Source organism: Solibacillus sp. FSL W7-1464 (assembly GCF_038004425.1).
In the GTDB taxonomy this organism is placed as follows: Bacteria; Bacillota; Bacilli; order Bacillales_A; family Planococcaceae; genus Solibacillus.
Map to the genome: position 1 here is coordinate 3561718 of NZ_JBBORC010000001.1, position 22908 is coordinate 3584625.

Sequence of the window (22908 nt, forward strand, 5' to 3'; positions counted from 1 at the left end):
GTCTTCGCACAAAATGTATCCATTGCTTTTATTAGTCTAACATGGGTTGTAACGGTATGCAATGATATTGCCTTGTATCGAAATAGTCAGATATTTAATGCTCCAATAAAAATCGATACACTTGGTCAAACCATCGCTCACAATCATCACTGTAACAAATATGATGTTTTCCACAATCTGAAATATACATTTGCTTTTTCTGCGACTGAATTTGTTCATATAAAATTTGGGCTGTTGTACTGGGCACAATACCATCAAGCTCCCCTTGTACAATAAATGTAGGGCACTGAATGTTTTTAATATAAGGTTCCGTTTTTTTCACGACCTTCATAAATTCAATCGTTGCTGTTAACGGAACATTTTTAAATTTAAATTTATAACGTGCAAACAATTCGTTTTCTTCTAACTTTTTATGCACCATATCCTGGGCAATTGCTCGAACATCTTTCACTAATTGTGTAGGACTCACATACTTGGCTGCAGCACTTAGGAGTACTAACTTCTTTACTGGGTAACGTATAGATAAGTACATCGCAATGACACCACCCATTGAAAAGCCGACGACAATGACTTCATCAACTTGCTTTTTCAACTGCCGATATGCGATTTCCGCTTCCATCATCCAGTGCTCAGCTTTATAACCTTTCATCGCCAAGTGCTCTGCATCGCCGTGACCTGAAAATGTCGGAATACTTACTGTCCAATCTATTCGTTGCTCTATATAATGCGCAAAAGGCTCCACTTCATACGGTCCACCTGAAAATCCATGTAAAAACAGGACGCCGATTTTCATTAAAACACCCGCTTTCAATGAGCTGTTATTATTTATAATAAGCGACATTTTAAGTCGAAAAAAGTTTTTGCGCCAAAAAAATGAGCTAGCACTAGGCTAACTCAATTGAATGGATAATTTTCTCCAACTGCATTCCACGAGAACCTTTAACTAGAAGGATGGACTCGTCTGTTGCATGAGATTGGATTTTTTCGATAATCGGTGCGTACTCATTTTCGGAATACACTAAATGCCCAGCATCAAATTTCTCTTGCAGTTTATTGTGGAGCCACTTCATACGCGGACCATATAAGCAAACATAGCTTATTTCTTCAGGATGAATATGCGCGGCGATTCCTTCATGCATCTGCTTTTCATCGTCCCCGAGCTCAAGCATATCCCCGAGTATAAGCCACTTTTCAGCACGAATCGTCGTTTGCTCAGCAAATTGAATAGCAGCATGCATCGATGTCGGTGCCGCATTATACGCATCATTAATAAATAATAAATCGCCGACCGGAACAAGCTGCATCCGCATATCTGTCAAAACTACTTTCTTTAATGCTCCGCGAATTTGTTCATCGGTCAAACCTAATGCCTTGCTCACCAGCATTGCACTTAATGTATTCTTTACTTGGTGTTCTCCTAAAACCGAAATAAAGAAATCACCTTGTATTACTCCATCTACATGGAAGCTGCTTCCTTGTGCTGTCGCTTTAATTTGCGAAGCTGCCAAATTCTGTTCCCGGCTAAAACCAAATGCCTGTGTTTTTAACTGCGGTGTTTTTGCAACTAAGTTTTGAAGTAACGGCTCATCACCATCATAAAAAAGAATCCCTTCTTCAGACAATCCTTTTACAATTTCAAACTTCGCCTTCGCAATTCCTTCGCGCGATCCTAAATCTTGCATATGGGCTTCACCAATATTTGTAATAATGGCATAATGTGGTCGGGCCAGCTTCGTCAGAAATTCAATTTCACCGAAACCGCTCATCCCCATCTCCAATACGGAAACTTCTGTATCTTCATCAAGCTGTAGAATCGTAATCGGCAAACCGAGCTGATTATTAAAGTTTCCGATCGTCTTTTGTACTTTAAAGTATGGAGAAAGTGCCCCTGCCAAAATATCTTTTGACGACGTTTTACCATTGGAACCGGTAATTCCGATAAATGTTGCTTTATGCTCATTACGGTAACATTCTGCCATTTTCTGAAGTGCAAGCTCCGGGTCTTCCACGAAAATTAATGGCAAATGTGCCGGAGGATTCGGCTCATCGATCATCCATAAAGAAGCTGCCGCGCCTTTTTCAAATGCCTGCTCGACAAAACGGTGCCCGTTTACGGCTTCTCCACGGAAAGGAATAAATAAATCCCCTTTTGCAATTGTCCGTGTGTCAATGGAAATACCTGTGACAATCGTTTCAGGAAATGACTGATTTTCTATCGTTAACCATGCTGCAATTTGCTGTAAACTTTTTTTCACTTTTTATCCCACTCAATCTCTGTTGTATTGAAGCTGTTGTTTTTCTGTAAAACGTTCCAGTGCAAAGCCAATCAGCTCTTTAATTAACTGCGGATATGGCAAATCTGTATGCTGCCACAGCAACGGATACATGCTTACCGGGGTAAATCCTGGCATCGTGTTTACTTCATTGATGAAAATTTCGTTGTTTTCAGTTACGAAGAAATCTGCCCGCACTAAACCTGCTCCATCAATTGCTTTAAACGCTCTTTTCGCCATATCAACTAAATCTCTATAGACATCATCTTGCAATGGTGCCGGAATAATTAATGCTGTCGAACCATCTTTATATTTTGAATCATAATCGTAAAACTCAGTCATCGGCTTAATCTCGCCTGCTACTGAAACGTTGGGTGTATCATTCCCTAACACAGCAAGTTCAATTTCCCGTGCTGTGACACCTTGTTCGATTACAATTTTACGGTCATATTGCAGTGCAAATTGAACAGCTTTTTCCAGTTCCGAAGCATTCGTCGCTTTGCTGATCCCTACACTTGATCCTAAGTTAGCTGGTTTAACAAACATCGGATACCCTAAAGATTGTTCGCATCTTTTGATCCAAGCTTCTTTCTCCCGTTCCCATTCGCTTCGAATAAAGTATTCATAAGGTAATTGCGGCAAGTTTGCCATTTCAAACAATTGCTTCATAACTACCTTATCCATACCTGATGCCGAACCAAGAACACCATTCCCCACATAAGGAATGTTCAGCACTTCCAGAAAGCCCTGTACCGTTCCATCTTCGCCGTTCGTGCCATGTAGTAAAGGAAAAATGACATCAAATGGAGTATCCATATGTTTTGCAATAAATTGCGTAATATTATTTTCAGACTGGTCTGATACTGTCGTAAATTGTAATTGTTCAATCGTTTGAGCGGGTTCTGTTAATTGAGGTCCAACACGCCATTCACCCTTCAATGTAATAAAAATCGGGAAAACGTCAAACTCATTAAAATCCAATGCTTGCGTTACTGCTTTTGCAGTTGAGAGTGATACTTCATGCTCGGCTGACTTACCACCATATAATAAACCAATTCTTTTTTTCATTTTTTTGACCTCCAGTTTTCACTAACCTTATTTTATCACGAATGCACTAAACGCTGAAATCGGATAAAAAACACCCACTGCCCTGTTCGCTGTGAGTGTCAACTAATTTGTATTAATTCATCATAGCCTTGTTTTAATATTTCATCTAAATCGTCCCAAACTTCATCAGGGTAATCATAATCACTCAGCACCCGGATTTCGACTCCGTAATGGGAATTTGGTTTATCTAGTTTATATAATGACAGTAATGCGCCTTCCTTAGCAAAAGGTCGATATAATCTTAATGTAGAAGGATCGATTGTCGGTGAATTGATTTTATTCTTTCTTCTCCAAAAGCTCCCAACACCTTCTTTATCTCTTATCATTCGATTAAATAAATTTGATACAAGTATTTCAGAATCACCTATAAAACGATAGTATACTTTTGTCATTTTGTCAGTTACAGATGAGTAATAAGCATAGCGATTTTGCAATTTATTGAAAAAAGGCGATGCAAGCGGTTCACGCTTATGACTTAAATAAAGAAGTTCTGCCTGTTCAAGGGGAGTTAACGTATTAATGTTTTTCTCTGTCGTAAAATCTACCCAGCATAAATCTTTCTTTAAATCGCTTTCCTTTTTCAGAAAATCGCGCATATCTTCATTTGTTACAAAATCAAATTGGGTATGCATATTAAAAGAGCCGTTGTCGTACGCGTGCTTTAATAACAGAACATTTTTTACGGGGTCGACCGAAACCATGAATTCCTTCAGTGTAAGACCACTATATATAACAAAATGTTCGACATCGTTCATATGAATATATAAATGATGCATAAAATCTTCAGCAGATTTCATTTTCTTCGCCACGATTTGCACGCCCCTTTAATATGAATAATATGATTATTATATGACTTCTCATTCAAATTTGAAACATTTTCTCACCTGTTTCGTCCAACTTTTAAATTAGTCTTACTAAAGTAATTTTTAAAAGAATATGATAAAGTATATAAAGCTTAAAACAATACAGCAATTTCCGTGAAAACTTTCCTATATCTGCGATTTTTTTTACGGGTAATGTTGTTACCGATTTAAAGAACCATCAACTTGTTGGTATCTTCTGGCCCTTTAACGGGTTAAATTTAATAATTTAAGGTGAAACGAATGGATACAAACAATTATAATTTCAATAAACGGTTCGACTGGACACTTACGATAATTTTGATCCTATTTTTAGGTGTGAGTTTACTTGCCATCGCCTCTGCGCAGACATCCGGGCAATACGGAACAAACTTTGTCCCGAAACAAATGCTTAACTATGCGATTTTTGCCTTCATTGTTGCAGTTGTCATGTACTTTGATCCCGACCAGTACAAAAAACTGGCCTGGCCCTTATATGGTATGGGGCTGATACTGCTTGTTGCCGTTGTGGCGATTCCGGCATCAACAGGCATCACAATTGAGCGGAACGGTGCGCACAGTTGGTTTAATACACCGATCGGAAGCATCCAGCCTGCCGAATTCATGAAGACGTTTTTCATTTTGTCCGCCGCTTATTTGATAAGCAGGCATAACGAAAAATACCAGATTAAAACAATAAAGTCCGATATGATCTTACTAGGTAAAATCGGTGTAACTTTAATCGTGCCGCTCGGTTTAATTATGCTTCAGCCGGATTTAGGTTCAGGCCTCGTATTCATAGCCATTACCGTTGCACTTGTGATTGTTGCTGGTGTTACCTGGAAAATCATTCTGCCTCTTCTCGGCGGGGCAGCTGTTGTCGGCGGATCATTATTATGGATGGCCCTGTATATGCAGGATTTCCTTGAAAAGACATTCGGATTCCAGCCATACCAATTCGCCCGGATCTACTCATGGCTAGACCCATACTCATATGCGACTTCAGACGGCTATCATTTAATTACTTCACTAAATGCCATTGGCTCCGGTGAAGTATTCGGTAAAGGATTCCTGGCACGTGAAGTATATGTAGCTGAAAACCATACCGACTTTATCTTTGCAGTAATTGGCGAAGAATGGGGCTTTATCGGTGCAAGCGCTGTTATTTGCCTATACTTCCTGTTAATTTACCACTTAACAAAAATGACGCTTTTGCTAAAAGATCCGTTTTGTACTTATGTATGTGCCGGGATTATCGCCATGATTACATTCCATGTATTCGAAAACATCGGTATGACGATACAACTTCTGCCCATTACAGGGATTCCGTTACCTTTCATTAGCTATGGCGGTAGTTCGATGATGGGGAATGCTTTAGCAATCGGTCTCGTCTATAGTATGAAGTTTCATTACCGGACATATATGTTTACAACAAATGATCCGGACGACGAATAAAATTAAAGGACCTGCGTATATCGCAGGTCCTTTTTTATTGCTTAATATGAAAGTAAGGTGCGATGAACTGGGTTTCACCACACCTTACTTTCATTAATTTTGCGTTTGTGGAGTTTGTGTTGGTGGTGTTAAAACTTTTAAAAGCTCAAGACGAGATTTCGTAACTGTCGCCGTAACACCTAATTTTGATAAGTTTGTAACAATACGCTTTAAATCAATCTCTTTCGCCATTTGATTACACCTCAAACTTTCCTTTGTTAATATATATAACGATATTTCATGTTAAAAGTTTCAAATTAATAAGGTCAGACCTTCTACTAATTCATATGTTACCACGTAAAAACTAATTTTTCTTTCCTGTTTTGTGACAAAACTAAAACATAATTAATTTTAACCTTTTATTATCTATAATAAACCTTTTCAGGAAATATTTTAAGAAATTTTTTCCTTTTAAATTTTATAATTACTTTTGAATTAATTTACATAATCTACTCGAATACATGTTATTTAATAATTTGATTTTATATATGTAGTTAAAATGAATTGCCTTATTTTTCGAATGATGTTTAACAAAAATTACAAGTGGAAATATTGTAAAATATCATGACAATTTTTGAAGTAATACTTATTAAAATCAAACAAATTTCCGACCTTACATTTCCATTAAACTCACCATTACCCATAGTTACTTCAGTAGGAGGAACTTTAAATGTCACATATAGAAAAAAATATTTATATCCCTAAAGAATTAATACATTTTCATACGAGCTTAAGTCATTCAGCTGAGCAAGCAGCTATTTTAAAACCAGTGAAACAACCCGCATTTTTGCATGAAAGCAAATTTGCCGGTCTACCCTTTTTAACAAATAAAATGGAACACCCGAAAGACAATCACAATCACTACATGCTTTTTTTGGCACAACTTAACTTTGCGGAAATTCAGCTTGATTACCCATTTCCACAAGATGGTATATTACAATTTTATATCCCGCAGCAATGTTATGAAAAGGAAAAGTTTCAGTCAGAATGTCGGTCATTTAAAGTACAATATATACCTTTTCAAGGTCAATATAATGAGTTTATTCATGATTTCACATATTTAAAGGACGTAAACACTAGCAGCTTCCCGATTCGGCAAGAGATGAAGCTCATTCCAAAAACTCAATTCGAACCAGTGTCGGCAATGGACTACCGGTTAAATAATTATTTTAAACCTGAAATAATGGATGCCCCCATTACATTGGATGACCGTTCATTTCAAGATGTGTATTTAGAAAGTTATTTAGCTGCCGAACATAAAATTGGCGGTTATCCATATTTTATACATCAGGATTTCAGAAAAGCATCACCTTATTTACAGCACTATGACACTTTATTACTGCAAATCGTTTCAAACGATGAGCAAAATATTATGTGGGGGGATAGTGGAATCATCAGCTTCTTCATCAACTCCAAAAAATTAGCACAATGTGATTTCTCGGATATTTACTTCCATGTTGAGGAATACTAAACCATTTAGAAACACTCGTTTAAATAATAATTGAGTGTTTCTTTTTTTGTTTTGCATCCATAGGCTATAATGATATGAAAGAAGGAAAGTAGGTGAATCTTTTGAGCGCAATTATTCAAAGTTCCATTCTGGTACCACTTATTATGTTTATAAATGTTCTATTTGCCCTGACTGTCATCTTTTTAGAGCGCAAAAAACCTTCATCAACTTGGGCATGGTTGCTCGTTCTTTTTTTCTTGCCGTTTGTTGGATTTTTCCTCTACTTATTATTAGGAAGACAATTGAGAAAGAAGCATTTATTCCGATGGGATGGCAGAAAAGATATTGGCATTGAACAATTAATTAATTATCAGATTGAAGCAATCGAGAATAATGAACTGGAACTGCGTGCAGAACATATTAAAAGTTATAATCATCTTATCTATATGAATTTAAAAACAAACAATGCTGTCCTGACACAGGATAACGATGTAAAGATTTTCGATGATGGCAGTGATAAGTTCGAAGCACTTATAAATGATATTCAACATGCAAAAAACCATATTCATATTCAATACTATATTTTCAAACTGGATAATTTAGGTCAACGCATTGTAAATGCTTTAATAAAAAAGGCTAAACAAGGTGTAAAAGTAAGGGTACTGTTTGATGAAATGGGCTCACGCGGAGTTCGGAAGCGGCATTTTAAAGAACTGATCGAAGCAGGCGGTGAAGTAGAAGTGTTTTTCCCTTCGATTTTGCCTCTCATCAATCCACGTTTAAACTTTAGAAATCACAGGAAAATTTCCATAATAGATGGGCGTATCGGCTATATAGGAGGTTTTAACGTTGGGGATGAATATTTAAGTTTATCGGACCGGTTCGGCTACTGGCGTGATACCCACTTACGTATTGAAGGGAGCGCAGTCCACCCGTTGCAGACTCGCTTCATTTTAGACTGGAATCAGGCTAGCGCCAAAAATGATATATGCTATGCGGAGCGCTATTTCCCGATAATCCCTCAAAAAGGAACCGCTGCAATCCAGATCATTTCAAGTGGGCCTGATACAGAATGGGAAGTCATTAAAAACAATTATTTGCATTTAATCGCAAATGCAAAAAAATACGTGTACATACAGTCCCCGTATTTCATCCCGGATGAATCTTTTTTTGATGCTATCCGGATCGCTGCCCTCTCCGGGATCGATGTGCGGATTATGATTCCTAATAAACCGGACCATTTGTTTGTCTATTGGGCAACGTATTCCTATGTTGGACCTCTCGTTGAAGCGGGCGCAAAAGTGTACCAGTACGAAAAGGGCTTTATACATGCCAAAATGATAGTCGTGGATGATGAAATTGCTTCAGTCGGCACCGCTAATATCGATGTACGAAGCTTTAGTTTGAACTTTGAAGTGAATGCACTTCTTTATGATAGATTATTGGCACACCGCCTTGCTGAAATATTTGAAAGCGATATATTAGACTGCTCAGAGCTCACATATGAACTGTATAAAAACCGGTCCAACTTTATTAAATTCAAAGAATCCATTTCACGTTTACTGTCCCCGATTCTCTAGGATTGGGAATTGTAGAGTTGAAATCCTTTGGAGTACAGTAAAAAACCAATTTCCTCCAGAGTGGGAAAATTGGTTTTTTCTTTTACAATTTAGTTTTTAGTCTTATTGAATTCCTAAATATTCTTCCAGCGTTACGCCTGCTTCATATATTTTTGTCGCTAGTTCACCCTCTAAATAGCGGAAATGCCATGATTCATGCATGAAACCTGTAATCTCTTCTTTTCCTTTTGGATAACGTAATATGAACCCGTACTTATGGGCATTTTGTGCCAACCACTGTCCTGCTGCCGTGGCGCCGAAATCATTTGTCAGCCACAAATCTTCACGACCCTTTTCTCCAATATCAAAAGCAAGTCCAGTTTGATGCTCGGAATACCCTGGTCTTGCACTATAGCGATCTGCCGCTTCCTTCCCATCTCGCTTCACATATCGGTCGTATAGTGTTTTTTGATACTCGTAAGAACGGAAACCACTAAAAGCAACGAGCTCTATTCCATTTTCCATCGCTGCTTTTGCCATTATTTCAAAAGCAGCACGCGCCTTAGGATCTTCCCCTTTATTGTAAGTAGAAGGAAGGGGATTTTTCTTATTCGCAATTAAAACTCCATTTACAAAAGTAGGCTCTGTTGCAGGCTTTTGACCAACAATATATCCATTTTCCATCTCCACTTCTTCCGTAGCGGGCGGAGTTTCTTTAGCAGGCTGTTTAACAGGCTGCTCCCCGGAATTTACCGCGGGATTTTCACTGTTTTTTTCTGAAGAAGCCAAATCATCAGCATTTTGATCTTGTGGCTTCGACGGCTCTGGTTCATTTGATTTATTTTGCATTTCTTCATTTTCCAGTTCATTTGGTGCAACAGATTCGTCTTCTGTACCAGGTTGTGCTACTTCAAATTTATAATAAATTGACCCTAAGATCGCGATTAAAATAACAATTGAAATGGATACAATCATTGCGATCGGACTTTTTCTCTTTGCTTTTCTGTTCATTCCATTTCGCCTTCTTTTTATATTTTTATCCTGTGACAATAACAAATAAAACAATAATCGATAAAACCGCAAAAATCATCGACATTTTCTGCATCCATTTTGCTTCTTTTTCATGACCCTTTTCTTTAAATGTACGCGAACGGAAAAAATTCGTAAACGTAAACATAATCGTCATAGCTAAAATGGCCGCCTCCATATTTTGTTTTACAATGAAAAATAATGCGGTTAAACTAGCTCCAGCAACTAAGATGAGTGAGATCACTCTTTCATATTTTTTCATTTTTCTCTCCTTACATGATGATTGCATGTTCTCATTCAAAGCAATCTATTTTTCAACCTTTGTTTAGTATAAAACTAGCTTAATTGATAATGCAATTTTGAAAATCTTAAAGGCACAAACTAGCTTTCAAAACAAAAAACTCTACATGTAATAATATATACCATGCAGAGTTTTCATATATTATTCTTTTTTTTCTGAAACTTTCAGCCGAAAGAGAATAAAGTAATTAAACACCTTCGTACTCTACTTCCGGAATTTCAAATCGGAAAAATTCATGATGCAATTCATCACGGAAATGTTTAGGTGTAACACCTGTATATTTCTTGAAAATTCTAGTGAAATAACTCTGATTACAGAAATGGAATTGATCTGAAATTGACGTTATACTTTTATTAGTATGACGCAAATAGTATTGGGATTCCTCTACACGGCGAACATTTAAATACTCCACTAAAGTGATCCCGACATGCTCACGGAAAATACGCGATAAATGACTCGTACTAATATGGAAATTCGCTGCAATACTTTCAACTGTTAGATCATTTTCCAGCTCATCATTTATGTACATAATTACTTTGTTTACTGTTTGGTGACGGAATGTAGGCTGCTTTCGGTCAGCAATAAAGTACACATAAAAATCGATTAAGTCATCTGCAAATTGCAGAAACTCGGCATCCTTCATCTTGTTTTCAATCATATCTGCACATGCTAAATTGAAGGCAAACGCTTTTTTAGAAGGGACTTGATTATCTAAAAGCTTACGCGCAACAATTGAGGATAACGTAACAAAGTACGAGCGCACTACTTTAATGACTTGTTTTCCGAAGCGTGCGGATAATATGTCTATAATTTCGTGTAATGTCTTCTTCGCTTTTGCTACTTCTAAATGATAAACTTCAAAAATCAATCGAGATTCCAGAACAAAAAAATCTTCTATACCAGCATATTGATTGATATTGTCAATCTCTTGAAAATACCGTTTTGAAATTGTTTCCGAGATTGAATATTGATGTAGTTGCATAAGTTACCCCATCTTTCTTCAGAATGACCTTCTATTACTTATTTAGAAAGACAAGCCTAATACAAATGTACAAGAATTTGTCATATTTCTGCAGATGTACCTTACATGACCATTCTGCATTTCATAATAAGTGATATTATTATATTAATGATAAGAAATTTCCATAGTAAATTTCTTTTATTAAGCAAAGTAATTATTTATACAATTTTATATTTATACTATTACAGTACGCTTTGTTCTCCGTACAATCGTACATTTTATTAGTAACTATAGTGAATATTACCATATTACAAGTTTTGCTTTCAACCTAATTTTAACAATTACCCTAGGACAAAATTATTAGGTTACTTCCAATTAAAGAAATAAAGGAATTTAAAAATGCATATTTCTCCCAATCATACTCTTTTAGCATAGTAATTTTCACGCTATTTTTTCATTAAATATTTCTTGAAAAAGATTCCTTTTTAAATCTTCAAAAAATAATTTTCGATTTAAAAAATCTTCCTCACCCAATTTCTTTAAATATGTAGTAAAATAGTTCATAATTGTATAAAATGCTTATAAAGAGGTGTTATAAAGTGGATCCAAGACAAATAGAAGAAATTATGGAAGTCATTAAAGAATTTTTCCCTGAAAATACATCAATTGCTATTTCAGATACAAATGAGTATTTATATTACCAGCCAAGCAAAAAAGTAGATTTGAAAATCAAACCGGGCGATCCGATTAAAGAAGGTTCTGCTGCATACAAAGCATTAACTTACGGCCAAAAGATCAATTCATACATTGAATCGGACGTATTCGGAGTTCCATATTACGGAATGAGTATCCCTCTCATTGAAGAAGGCGAAACTAAAGGTGCTATTACAGCAATCTTCCCTCAAAAACCTTCTCCATTCTTAACAAATTATATTACAGTGAAAATTGACGACTGCTGGTACCCAATTAAACACAACCAAGTAATATATCTGGAGACTCAATTGCGTAAAACATTTGTAAAAACGATGCACCGTGAAGGCTATCACCGCTTGAACTTAAGTGACTTAGAGCTATTTTTAGCTCCTGATTCGTTCATCCGCTGCCACCGTTCTTATATTGTAAATATCGATTACATTGACGAAATCCAGCCAGATTCACACTCAACTTTCTTATTAATTATGAAAGACGGTACACGTATTCCTGTAAGCCAACGCTATGCAAGCTACTTCCGTCGTTCTTTAGGATTCTAAAATAATGTAAAAGCGATCCGTACATACGGGTCGCTTTTTTATTTTCATCCCTCCCCTTAGTCTTTTGACCTATTTCCCCGACTTTAATTGTGCATATTTGCTAAAAGTTTAATTAACCCAATTAAGATACAATCCTTTTTCTACTCTCTTTTACGTTAATTTTCTCTAATAATCATCTTTTAAGCGCTTTTATGTTGTGCGTGAAGTAAATGTGACAATTTGATGATAATATTAGCATAAATGCCGGTTTACTACCTGGTGAAAAACACAGAAAATTACAAAATTTTTCTGTTTATCAAACGATTAAATAACTTATTAGGGGAGGATTTATTAATGGATCCACGAGTTGAGAAACGTTTAGGTTTAAAACAATTAGTAGATAAAGTTGTATCTGCTGAAGAAGCTGCTGCTTTAATCCAAGATGGCACAGTGGTAGGGATGTCAGGATTTACTCGCGCAGGTGATGCTAAAGTTGTACCAATGGCATTAGTAGAGCGCGCTAAAAACGAAAAATTTAAAATTGATGTATATACAGGGGCTTCATTAGGTCCTGAAGTTGATAACTACTTAGCTGCTGCTGGTGTTATCAACAAACGCGGTCCTTTCCAAGGGGATGCGGTAATGCGCGGTTTAGTTAACAAAGACCAAATTTCTTATGTAGACGCACACCTTTCTCACAATGCTGAGTTAGTACGTCAAGGAATTATCGGTCCGATTAAACACTTAATTTTAGAAGCAGTTGCAATTACAGAAGACGGTTTAATTATTCCATCAAACTCTGTAGGTAACTCACCAATTTTCGCTGAATATGCAGAGAACATTATTATCGAATTAAATATCTCTCATCCGGAAGCATTGATCGGTATTCACGATATATATGTTCCTGGTGAACAAGGTAAGCGTGAAGCGATTCCAATGACAAATGCTGAGCAACGTATCGGTGAAATCGGTATTAAAGTGGATCCAGCTAAAATTAAAGCAATCGTTATTTCCGAAGAGCCTGACGCTCCTTCATTAATCGTTCCTCCAGATGAGGAAACACAAACAATGGCAAACATTTTATTAGACTTCTTCCGTTCTGAAATCAAAGCGGGCCGTTTAACAAATGAATTAATGCCATTACAATCAGGTGTAGGATCTGTAGCAAACGCAGTATTAGACGGCTTTGCTGATGCAGAATTCGAAAACTTGGTAGTTGCTTCTGAAGTATTGCAAGATGCAGTATTCAACTTGATTGATGCTGGTAAAGTACGCTTTGCAGCTGCAACTTCTATTACACTTACAGAAGAATTACAGAAAAAAGTTTACGGCAACTTAGAAAAGTATGCTGATAAAATTTGCTTACGTCCACAGGAAATTTCTAACCACCCAGAGCTTATCCGTCGTTTGGGCTTAATCTCAATTAACACTGCTCTAGAGTTAGATATTTATGGTAACGTAAACTCTACACACGTTTCAGGTACTAAAATGATGAACGGTATCGGCGGTTCTGGTGACTTCGCACGTAACGCTCGTCTTGGTATCTTTGTAACAAAATCATATGCAAAAGGCGGCGCGATTTCTTCAATCGTACCAATGGTTTCTCACGTAGACCACACTGAGCACGATGTAGATGTAATTGTAACTGAACAAGGTATCGCTGACTTACGCGGACTTGCTCCAAAAGAGCGCGTAAAATTAATCATTGAAAACTGTGCTCACCCAGATTTCAAAGAGCAGTTATGGGATTACTATAACCGCGCTTACGAAGCAACTGGCGGCGCACACACTCCTCACATCTTAGAGGAAGCTCTATCTTGGCACGTTAATCTTGCTAAAAACAAAACAATGAAAAAAGAAACAGCTAACGCTTAATCTTTATACATGTTAAAGGGTTTGTTTGAAACGTTTTATAACGTTTCATGACAAACCCTTTTTATCGTTTTGAGGTCTAATACCTTGCTCACTACGTTATTAACCCTACATGTATCATAAAAAAAAGGAGGCTAAGTTCCCGCCTGCCTTGTTTTTATATTGTTTACACAACTGCTTATGCTCGTTTGTCCTGTTCATAATTGTAGTAATCAGTTGTTGTTTGTGCGCCTTCTTCGACCATCTGGTTACCTTCTAACGTATGATCTGCAACTTCACCAGCTGTCGATGCAACTTCCTCCAATGATTCTTTTTTGTAATCATCTTTTCCGACTGAAGCCGATTTCGCAATATTTGTATCCAAATCTCCTGTAGATGATGGATGTGCATCTTCATTACTGTAACCAGCCGTTTTACCTTGGACTTTCTCCATTAAACCTTGCACTCCACCACTTTCATTTACCTTGCCTTTTGCTTTATTCAAATAATCCATTGCTTTATCGCGGTTTTCCTTTTTACTTAGAAATGAAGCAGCACCTGCTAATAAACCTGCGACTACAACGCCTTTACCTTTTAATTTAGCCATAATAATATTACCTCCTACTTCGGAATTTAATTTCACTTTTCATATAAATTAATATACCCTTCGTAATTCTTTTAAAACATTCAGTGTTATAGGATTAAAAACTACCTGAATTGGATAAATATATATAAATAAAAAATAAAAGGAGTGTTCAACATGTTTCAAAACAAAGAAATTACATATAAAGGTACCGAAATTATTATGCTTCTCGGTGTATCTGGAGTAATTACAGCTATGATTTCATTATTTGTCGGGTTTTAAACAAAAATGATATTAAATCGAAAAAACATTATAATTCCATAATAAAACACGATTTCCAAAATAAATGAAAATCGTGTTTTTTATATGCTGCTATACCTTTACATCGTCATACGCGTCACTTTTTTGGAATGAAGAAACGACATATGAGCAAATGGCATTCATCTTATAATTATTTTCTCGAGCATAGTCCGCAGCTGCATCTAAAAGCTTTTTAGCTACCCCTTGGCCGCGCAATACATCCGATACATACGTGTGATCCATATTCATGATTCCATCCCTTAAAACCCAAGTAATCTCAGCTACACGCTGACCATTCAATTCATATTCCAGAGCACCATAGTTGTTCCCTTTGTCTTTAAAAGTAAATTCCATATTTCTCCCTCCTTCTGTAATTCACAATATACCATAAACTGAATTTTCAACAAAAACAAAAGCACCCGATTTACAGGTGCTTTTATGACTATTTTATTTGAACCAAGATGAAATGGTATTGATTAAATTATTAAAGAAATTTTTGACGCTTTGCCAAAATCCTTCATCCTCCAATAATGCACCGAACTTCTCATCGAACTTTGCTGTTAAATCCGATAGCTGTGAAGATAATTTACTGAAGTCGATATTCAGATTACTAATTCGGTCCATCAAATCAACCAAAAGCTGACGGTCTGCTTCGCTTAAATTGATTTGCAGTTTGTTCAGCTGTTCTTCAACAATTTGTTTGACTTCTTCTTTTGTTGCCGGTTTATTTTCAGCAATTGCTTTCTTAATTTCTGTTAATAATTCTGCAACTTGTGCATCTGAAACTCCTGCTGATTCAGCAATTGATGTAGCAACGGATAATTCGTCATTCGCAACATCTGTACGCTCAATATCTAATGTCTCACCCGTTTTTGCTTCATATGCTTTATATATTCCGACTAATGCAGAGTGACCTGTTACCGGTTTTGGTGCTGCAATTTCCACAACTGCATCTTCAATACCTGCCGTTAACATGGCATTTGCATACATTTCCGATGTTACTTGTGTAATATTATCTGGTGTTACGATACTGATTGTAAGTCCCTTGCCTGCATCTTGACGTGTAATTTTCGCAGATGAGAACATGCGTGAACTTGGGTTACTATCTTTTATATATTTTGCTAAATCCTGTCCTGAAATTGTGATTTCATCTACTTCTGTTTCCTGATCAACACGCAAAGCAGTTTTCACTGTTTCTTTTTCATCAGCAGATAAGTTACTTCCATAAACAACGATTGGTACACCTAGCTTTTCATTGATTGGATTTTTTTGTTCCGTAGTCGCCGCAGAAGCGTTCATTGGTAAAACGAAAGAAATCAATAACGCAAATGCAGCAATGACAGCCATCCATTTTTGTCTCATTTATAAATCCCCCTTTGCGAATGTATATGATGTCCCATTTTACTATACATTCTTTAATTAATACGAATAAAAAAAGTAAAAGGTTTCATATGCATTTCCCCTTTTACTTATAGTTATATCTAAACGATTTCAGTCCAGCCGTCTTTTTGTTTAATTTTACGAGCTTTCATTAAAGTACCTAGCGCACGCTTAAATGAACCTTTACTCATATTGAACATTTCTGTAATTTCCTCTGGTGTTGATTTATCACCAAATGGCATTTTCCCTCCGACACTTTCCAAATATGCAAAGATTTTTTCCGCATCTTCACCTAAACGCTCGTGTTTTCGAGGTAAAAATGATCCGTTTAACGAGCCATCTTCCTTCACATCTACAATGCGTACCTGTACTTCTTGTCCTAAACGTGGCTCAGCCTTCATTTCTGATTCATGTACGAAAATACGATACGGATTTTCAACGCCTAATAAAAATGATCCTACCGGCAATAGACGGTATGGTCGAGCAGTAATGTTTTTATTGAACATGTCTTCTGCTGCGCCTTCAAACATGTCATTGACTTTTTCTTCTGTAATTAAACGACCGAATAAATCCCCGTTGCGATCCGTACGTAATGTAATATATAAATGATCTCCTGCTTCCGGCCATACTTCTTCAATAGCCGGTAAGTCTTCAGCACGGACTAATACTTCGCGGGATGTACCAATATCGCAGAAAGCACCTTCTTTTGTTACTTTCAACACACGCGCCCAACCGTAATCTGCTTCTGTAATATGCGGAATAGCTGTTGTTGCCTGAAGGTCTCCACGGCGATCCGTATAAAGGAAAACCTTTAAAACATCGCCAAGAGCAATCGTTTCTGCCACATCTGATGCATTTAAAGGAATTTCCAAATCTCCATTCGTTAAAATATAGCGCGACCCTTGTTCTTCCAATACCGTTAATTCGACAACTTGTCCTGATTTTATTAATTGATTCATCATATTCTCCTTTTTCTTGTTAATCATTACATACTATGATTTGATTTCATTTCTTCCAGCTTTTTTGTTATTTGAGGTTCTTCTTCTAAAAGCTGCACCAGATCCGCAATACGATCAATGGAATCCCAGCTCAAGTGATGTTCGATACCTTCAACGTCTTCATATATACGTTCTTCATCAACCCCTATTAAACGCAAAAATTGTTCCAGCAAATCATGTCGCTGAACAAGTCTCTTCCCTAACTTTTGCCCTTTTGGCGTTAATGTTAAGCCTCTATATTTTTCATATATTAAATAGCCGTCTTTATCCAATTTCTGCACCATTTTTGTAACGGAGGAAGGTAGAACAGATAAAGCTTCCGCAATATCGGACACACGTGCATACCCCTTATGTTCAATTAGTAGATAAATTTGTTCAATGTGGTCCTCCATGCTAGGTGTTGGCATAGCTGTTCCCTCTCTTTCCAATTGCTTCTTTCAGTTTACTACAATTTCAAGCAAAAAGTTAACTGAAAACAGTAAACGATTAAATATACATTAGCTTAGTCAGAAGAATCAGCTTCAAATACAAAGAAAGCAGGTTGGCCAACTATTGCCGAAAATTCGGGACATTTTTAATAGTCATCCTGCGCTAAAAGGTGTTAAAAGAAAGAGGCTATTGCAATTAGTATGTCCCTAATTGAATAACCTCTTCATTTTATCTTTTATTAACCTTGATATTGTTTGTCTATTTACAAAAAGAATGCATTGAATTCACTTTTTATGGATGCTTAGGATATTGTTTTACAATGTGAAGTGCATGGATAATTTGTTTATTAATTTCTTCAAGATATTCCGGTGTGCTCATTTGTTTAAATACAGCATCTCTCGTCTCGTCCGATGTAACATAACGAGCAGGCAATACATTTAAAACTATTGCATTCACATCCATCTCACATTGTTCACAATGGCAAAATGTTTGATATTCAACGCCATGCAGCAGAAAACTAACAAGCCCTTTTACTATTTCTTCTGTTACATTTATTAATTTAATACCTGACATTGTCATCTTTCGCCTCATTTATATAACTAGATTCTCTTCTTTAATCATATAACGCCAAGTGATATTACTCAATCATTTCGTTTTGCATATGTGACTTTTTTACTTTTATTTTTCAATTCACACCCCTATAATTTAATCACAATTTGAATATCGCCCATACTACTTTCCTCCTTCAAACAATATTTTGAATTCAAACTAACGTTTATCTGCTAAAACAGCTAATTGGCTTTTAAAATTAACTCGTACTTTGTATTAATATCACCATTGATGTTTGTTTTATGATAAAGGCCGTTTACCCAGTCTGAAACTTGGTTGTCATACCATTTTGACTTCACATGTCCGCTCTGTCCTGGACCGACAATATGATGTGCCGACGATAAATCATCCAGGTCAGCAACAAAGCGCCACGATGCACCATGATTCACATTTCCGCTGCCATCTTCAGAAGCAGCCTGTACGGTAACACTGGAACCGCCAACCGGTACTTTTTCAGGGTTGACATAGTCCGCTAAAAAGTCTGATGCGCTTGCTAAAGGATGACTAAATATCAGCTGATTATAGCTGCCCCATTTCCATTTTGAAACAGGCGTCCCAAATTCACCTTTGATTTTCGTTACTGCATTCTTGAAAGCTGTATAAACGAATTTATCCAATCCGCCTTCTTCTGTAATCCAGACACCCGGATTACCTGCATACGCATCACGCAGCATTTGGTCGGTAATTTGCGATTTGCCAGGCATTAATTTATAGACATCTTCCGGCATTGCATCTTGGAATAATGCTTTTTCCATATTTTCGATTAAGAAATGGTACACAAGCGGTGCACCTTGATCTTTGTCATCGTAATACTCCCATTCTTGCAGAAGTGTAATGACATTCCTGTACTGGTCATCTATATCTTGAGCTTTAATCGTTTCAAGCAGGCCTGGTAAAAATTCTTCGGCATGCAAATTCTTTTTATCCATTTGCATATCTTTCATTTCCGCAACAGACAGCTTTAATAATTCACCTGTTTCCTCATCATACATCGGTGTTTTAATCATCTCTACAATCCGCTCATATCGATAAGGCTGTGCCCACAAATTTGAAATATGGTAAGGGTATTCCCCGCCTACTACTTGATTGTTTGCTGTTGCAATAAAGCCTTCTTCGGGATTAATAACAGTTGGCAGCTCATCAAATGGAATATAGCTTTCCCAGCCGTATTCCGATGAATTACCCGGCACTGGTAATGAACCTGTACCTTGTTTACGGACCGGTATGAGACCATTTGCTTTGTAAGCAATGGTTCCATCAGTTGAAGCAAACACAAAGTTTTGGGCTGGTGCTTTGAAGTCCTCTAAGGCAACTTCAAACTCTTCCCAATTTGTCGCTTTATTGAAGCCTAATACTGCTTTTAGTTCCTGTGTTGATTGCAGTGCTGTCCACTGCATAGAGAACTGCTCTATCATTTCTGTATCTTTTAGCATAATGTTGGAAATGATTGGACCATGTCGTGTTTCCACAACTTCAAAACCCACCGTTTCACCGTCTTTTACTTTGATCGGCTCATGTCTTACAGTTGCCTCTTCCCATTTGCCATCGTATTCAAATTCATAAGGGTTTTCCGGGTTTGGTGTTTCAATATATAAATCTTGCACATCCGGATTCACATTTGTTACACCCCATGCTATTTGTTCATTATGACCAAGAATAATTCCAGGAATCCCGGCAAAAATTACACCACTTACATTTTGTTCCGGTGATTGCAAATGCATTTGATACCAAACAGATGGCGTGCTTAATCCTAAATGGGGGTCATCAGCAAGCAATGGCTTACCGGATTCTGTCAGCTCACCACTGACAACCCAGTTATTGCTTCCATTATGTTCCGACGGTAAATAATCTGTTGGAATGGCATTTGCAATATTTGTTTCCAGATTTAAATTCGCCTCAATAATGGATTGAGCATTTTCCGGATACTCTACAAATAATTCTTCTGCTTGCTTTTGTGAATAGTTTTGCATTGCCCATGAACGGAAAGCTTGCTGATTCCAGTTTCCGCCTAAGTCATATGCCATATATTTTCCGATTGTCAACGAATCTACCGGTTTCCAGACTTCAGGTGTATACCCAAGCAATTTGAACTCATATGAAAGTTTACTCGTACCTTTTACTTCATCGATAAAAGCATTGACACCTTCAGCATACCATTCAAGAATTTGTTTTGACTGTGCATCATAATCATCCCATGATAACTCCGCGGCATGTCGTAAACTGAATGTACGGAAATACTTATCCGTATTTACTGCCGATGCCCCAACGACTTCCGCCAATGTACCACTTGCTTGGCGGCGCGCCATATCCATTTGGAAAAGACGATCCTGTGCCTGTACATAGCCTTGTGCACGGTAAAGATCTGCATCAGACTTGGCCACAATATGCGGAACCCCCACAGCGTCTCGCGTAACTTCTACGTCATCATCTAAAATGGCTACAGTGAGCTCACCTTCAATGACTGGTTTAGAATTCGCTACATATAAATGCACCCCTGCCGCTGCTGCACCGCCTGCAATAATTAAAATCCCGACTGTCCAAATGACAATGCTAATAAACTTACGCCCTTTTGACCTTTTCGCCTGTTGTGCCGTAAATCCACCTCTTCTTCTCGTTTTTTACAAAGCTTATCATGCTCTGAAAGTTCAATTTCTATTAGTCTATTCATCTACACTGTTTTTTAATTTTAAAATGATAGGGCAATGGTCACTACCTAAAATTTCTGAATGTATTGATGCTTCTTCAACTTTTCCAACAAGACGGTCAGAAATAATAAAGTAGTCGATGCGCCAGCCGATATTTCGCTCACGAACTTTCGCCATATAACTCCACCATGTAAAATGGTCGGTTGCGTCCGGATGGAAGTGACGAAACGTATCTGTAAATCCACTTGAAAGCAAATCTGTCATTTTCCCGCGCTCTTCATATGTAAATCCGGAATTTCCAATATTGGATTTCACATTTTTAATATCCCGTTCGCTATGTGCAACATTTAAATCTCCACAATAAATGACAGGTTTTTTCGAATCAAGTTCCTTTAAGTACAGCGCCATGCGGTCTTCCCAAAGCAGTCGCTCTTCCAAGCGAGTTAAATCTCTCTTTGCATTTGGTGTGTATGTATTGACTAAATAAAAGTTTTCATACTCCAATGTAAGAATGCGTCCTTCATCTGCCGCAATTTCGTTTTCTATGCCGTAGTATACCGCTAACGGTTCATGTTTCGTAAAGACAGCTGTGCCCGAATAACCTTTTTTCACTGCCGAATGCCAGTATTGATAATAGCCTTCCAGTTGGAGATCAATTTGTTCTTCCTGACATTTTGTTTCCTGTATGCAGAAAAAGTCTGCATCCATTTCATGAAAATAATCTAGAAATCCTTTATTCACACATGCACGTATTCCATTCACATTCCACGAAATTAATTTCATCTTTCCACTCCTTTACATAAGTCCTCTTTAATTATCCTTGAAAAAAAGAGAACTCGCGCTAAATTAGCACGAGTTGAAGTCATATTTTATCTTGCACGATTAGTCTTCACCGACGATTTTTACTTCCATTTCCAAGTCGATATCGAACTTCTCTTTTACAACACGCTGGACCATTTGAATTGTATCGATATAGTCCTTTGCCGTAGCATTGTTTTTATTGACGATAAATCCTGCATGCTTTGTAGAAACTTCCGCCCCTCCGACACCTTTACCTTGCAATTCACTATCCTGAATAAGCTTACCTGCAAAATACCCTGGTGGTCGTTTGAATACACTGCCAGCTGAAGGGTATTCGAGCGGCTGTTTCGATTCACGCTGGAATGTTAAATCGGCAATCTTCTCATCGATTTTCTTTTGTTCACCATGCGCTAATTGGAACGTCGCTGACAGGACGATATAGCCTTTCTTTGCAATGATGCTTTTCCGGTAAGAAAGTTCCAGTTGCTCGTTGTTCAGCTCCAGAATCTCCCCTTCCGTTGTTAGTACTTTACACGATGTGACGATGTCTTTAACCTCTCCACCGTAAGCGCCGGCATTCATCGCCATTGCTCCGCCGATTGAACCTGGAATACCGCAGGCAAACTCAAAACCAGTTAAACTTTTAGCTGCAACTTGTTTTGACACTTCTTTAACCAATGCACCACTTTGCGCATAAACCATATCACCATCAATACGAATTTCATCCAATAACGAAAAATGCAGGACGATTCCACGGACACCACCATCACGGACAACCATGTTAGATCCGTTGCCCAGCATGAGTAGCGGTACATTATTTTCATATGCATACTTAACGACAGCCGCGGCTTGCTCTTCTGTACTCGGCAGTACTAAAATATCTGCCTTACCGCCAAGTTTTGTCATCGTATATTTTTTTAATGTTTCATTTTTTTTTATATTAGTTGAAGGAATCCATTGTAATAAATCATTTTCCCACTGTTGAATTGTCATAAAAAACATTTTCCTTTCCTGTAAAGCTGACGTACTTTTTAAGTATCTGTTTTTACAACGCTTTTTACAAGTAAAAC

General features: G+C 37.3%; 22 protein-coding genes. 5 read left to right on the forward strand and 17 right to left on the reverse strand.

The window, feature by feature from the left end; translation table 11 throughout:
• Window positions 1-94: 94 nt before the first annotated feature.
• The 4 genes from MKZ25_RS17790 to MKZ25_RS17805 form a co-directional block, all read right to left on the reverse strand.
• Window positions 95-793 (reverse strand): alpha/beta hydrolase, encoded by a 699-nt coding sequence (locus MKZ25_RS17790; RefSeq protein WP_340802640.1) that lies wholly within the window; start codon window positions 791-793, stop codon window positions 95-97.
• Between the two features lie 91 nt (window positions 794-884).
• Complete coding sequence (locus MKZ25_RS17795) at window positions 885-2255, reverse strand: UDP-N-acetylmuramoyl-tripeptide--D-alanyl-D-alanine ligase (RefSeq protein ID WP_340802641.1); 1371 nt, start codon at window positions 2253-2255, stop codon at window positions 885-887.
• 12 nt (window positions 2256-2267) lie between these two features.
• Window positions 2268-3341, reverse strand: coding sequence for a D-alanine--D-alanine ligase (locus MKZ25_RS17800; protein ID WP_340802642.1), 1074 nt, complete (start codon window positions 3339-3341; stop codon window positions 2268-2270).
• A gap of 98 nt (window positions 3342-3439) precedes the next feature.
• A complete protein-coding gene (locus MKZ25_RS17805) occupies window positions 3440-4189 on the reverse strand; it encodes a hypothetical protein (protein ID WP_340802643.1) in 750 nt (249 codons plus the stop codon).
• Window positions 4190-4483: 294 nt separating this feature from the next.
• Here MKZ25_RS17805 and MKZ25_RS17810 point away from each other — a divergent pair, with 294 nt between their 5' ends.
• Entirely contained in the window at window positions 4484-5674 is a 1191-nt protein-coding gene (locus tag MKZ25_RS17810; RefSeq protein ID WP_340802644.1) for an FtsW/RodA/SpoVE family cell cycle protein, read from the forward strand.
• A 93-nt stretch (window positions 5675-5767) separates the two neighbouring features.
• Here the strand turns inward: MKZ25_RS17810 and MKZ25_RS17815 are convergent, their stop codons facing one another.
• A complete protein-coding gene (locus tag MKZ25_RS17815; RefSeq protein ID WP_176141992.1) occupies window positions 5768-5905 on the reverse strand; it encodes an Lmo0850 family protein in 138 nt (45 codons plus the stop codon).
• A gap of 478 nt (window positions 5906-6383) precedes the next feature.
• Here MKZ25_RS17815 and MKZ25_RS17820 point away from each other — a divergent pair, with 478 nt between their 5' ends.
• The gene (locus tag MKZ25_RS17820) at window positions 6384-7184 is read left to right on the forward strand and encodes a YwqG family protein (RefSeq protein WP_340802645.1); all 801 of its coding nucleotides are present in this window, start codon (window positions 6384-6386) and stop codon (window positions 7182-7184) included.
• A 92-nt stretch (window positions 7185-7276) separates the two neighbouring features.
• Window positions 7277-8743, forward strand: a complete 1467-nt coding sequence (gene cls, locus MKZ25_RS17825) for a cardiolipin synthase (protein WP_340802646.1) — start codon at window positions 7277-7279, stop codon at window positions 8741-8743.
• Window positions 8744-8845: 102 nt separating this feature from the next.
• On the opposite strand, the gene MKZ25_RS17830 is transcribed toward cls, so the two are convergent.
• From MKZ25_RS17830 to MKZ25_RS17840, 3 genes are all read right to left on the reverse strand, one after another.
• On the reverse strand, window positions 8846-9733 hold the full coding sequence (locus MKZ25_RS17830; RefSeq protein ID WP_340802647.1) for a M15 family metallopeptidase: 888 nt from the start codon (window positions 9731-9733) through the stop codon (window positions 8846-8848).
• A gap of 25 nt (window positions 9734-9758) precedes the next feature.
• The gene (locus MKZ25_RS17835) at window positions 9759-10013 is read right to left on the reverse strand and encodes a hypothetical protein (protein WP_340802648.1); all 255 of its coding nucleotides are present in this window, start codon (window positions 10011-10013) and stop codon (window positions 9759-9761) included.
• A gap of 226 nt (window positions 10014-10239) precedes the next feature.
• The gene (locus MKZ25_RS17840; RefSeq protein WP_340802649.1) at window positions 10240-11034 is read right to left on the reverse strand and encodes a helix-turn-helix transcriptional regulator; all 795 of its coding nucleotides are present in this window, start codon (window positions 11032-11034) and stop codon (window positions 10240-10242) included.
• Window positions 11035-11612: 578 nt separating this feature from the next.
• Between MKZ25_RS17840 and MKZ25_RS17845 the strand changes: the two genes are divergently transcribed.
• Both MKZ25_RS17845 and MKZ25_RS17850 read left to right on the forward strand, forming a co-directional pair.
• A complete protein-coding gene (locus MKZ25_RS17845; RefSeq protein WP_008405802.1) occupies window positions 11613-12263 on the forward strand; it encodes a LytTR family DNA-binding domain-containing protein in 651 nt (216 codons plus the stop codon).
• A gap of 333 nt (window positions 12264-12596) precedes the next feature.
• The gene (locus MKZ25_RS17850; RefSeq protein WP_340802650.1) at window positions 12597-14117 is read left to right on the forward strand and encodes a succinate CoA transferase; all 1521 of its coding nucleotides are present in this window, start codon (window positions 12597-12599) and stop codon (window positions 14115-14117) included.
• Window positions 14118-14292: 175 nt separating this feature from the next.
• Here MKZ25_RS17850 and MKZ25_RS17855 read toward each other — a convergent pair whose 3' ends face one another.
• The 9 genes from MKZ25_RS17855 to murB all read right to left on the reverse strand — a co-directional run bounded on the left by MKZ25_RS17855 (window position 14293) and on the right by murB (window position 22831).
• Window positions 14293-14700 (reverse strand): 3-oxoacyl-ACP reductase, encoded by a 408-nt coding sequence (locus MKZ25_RS17855; RefSeq protein WP_340716616.1) that lies wholly within the window; start codon window positions 14698-14700, stop codon window positions 14293-14295.
• A 348-nt stretch (window positions 14701-15048) separates the two neighbouring features.
• Complete coding sequence (locus MKZ25_RS17860; protein WP_340802651.1) at window positions 15049-15330, reverse strand: GNAT family N-acetyltransferase; 282 nt, start codon at window positions 15328-15330, stop codon at window positions 15049-15051.
• A 93-nt stretch (window positions 15331-15423) separates the two neighbouring features.
• Window positions 15424-16338: a DUF1002 domain-containing protein gene (locus MKZ25_RS17865; RefSeq protein WP_340802652.1), complete on the reverse strand. Its 915-nt coding sequence runs from the start codon at window positions 16336-16338 to the stop codon at window positions 15424-15426.
• Window positions 16339-16457: 119 nt separating this feature from the next.
• Window positions 16458-17315 carry a CvfB family protein gene (locus MKZ25_RS17870; protein WP_340802653.1) on the reverse strand — a complete coding sequence of 286 codons (858 nt, stop codon included), beginning with the start codon at window positions 17313-17315 and terminating at the stop codon, window positions 16458-16460.
• A gap of 26 nt (window positions 17316-17341) precedes the next feature.
• Entirely contained in the window at window positions 17342-17761 is a 420-nt protein-coding gene (gene mntR / locus MKZ25_RS17875; RefSeq protein ID WP_340802654.1) for a transcriptional regulator MntR, read from the reverse strand.
• Window positions 17762-18074: 313 nt separating this feature from the next.
• Window positions 18075-18362 (reverse strand): late competence development ComFB family protein, encoded by a 288-nt coding sequence (locus tag MKZ25_RS17880; protein ID WP_427713826.1) that lies wholly within the window; start codon window positions 18360-18362, stop codon window positions 18075-18077.
• Window positions 18363-18574: 212 nt separating this feature from the next.
• Window positions 18575-20947, reverse strand: coding sequence for a penicillin acylase family protein (locus tag MKZ25_RS17885; RefSeq protein ID WP_445326886.1), 2373 nt, complete (start codon window positions 20945-20947; stop codon window positions 18575-18577).
• A 105-nt stretch (window positions 20948-21052) separates the two neighbouring features.
• A complete protein-coding gene (locus MKZ25_RS17890) occupies window positions 21053-21820 on the reverse strand; it encodes an exodeoxyribonuclease III (protein WP_340802655.1) in 768 nt (255 codons plus the stop codon).
• Between the two features lie 99 nt (window positions 21821-21919).
• Window positions 21920-22831, reverse strand: a complete 912-nt coding sequence (gene murB / locus MKZ25_RS17895) for a UDP-N-acetylmuramate dehydrogenase (RefSeq protein ID WP_340802656.1) — start codon at window positions 22829-22831, stop codon at window positions 21920-21922.
• Between the last annotated feature and the right edge of the window lie 77 nt (window positions 22832-22908).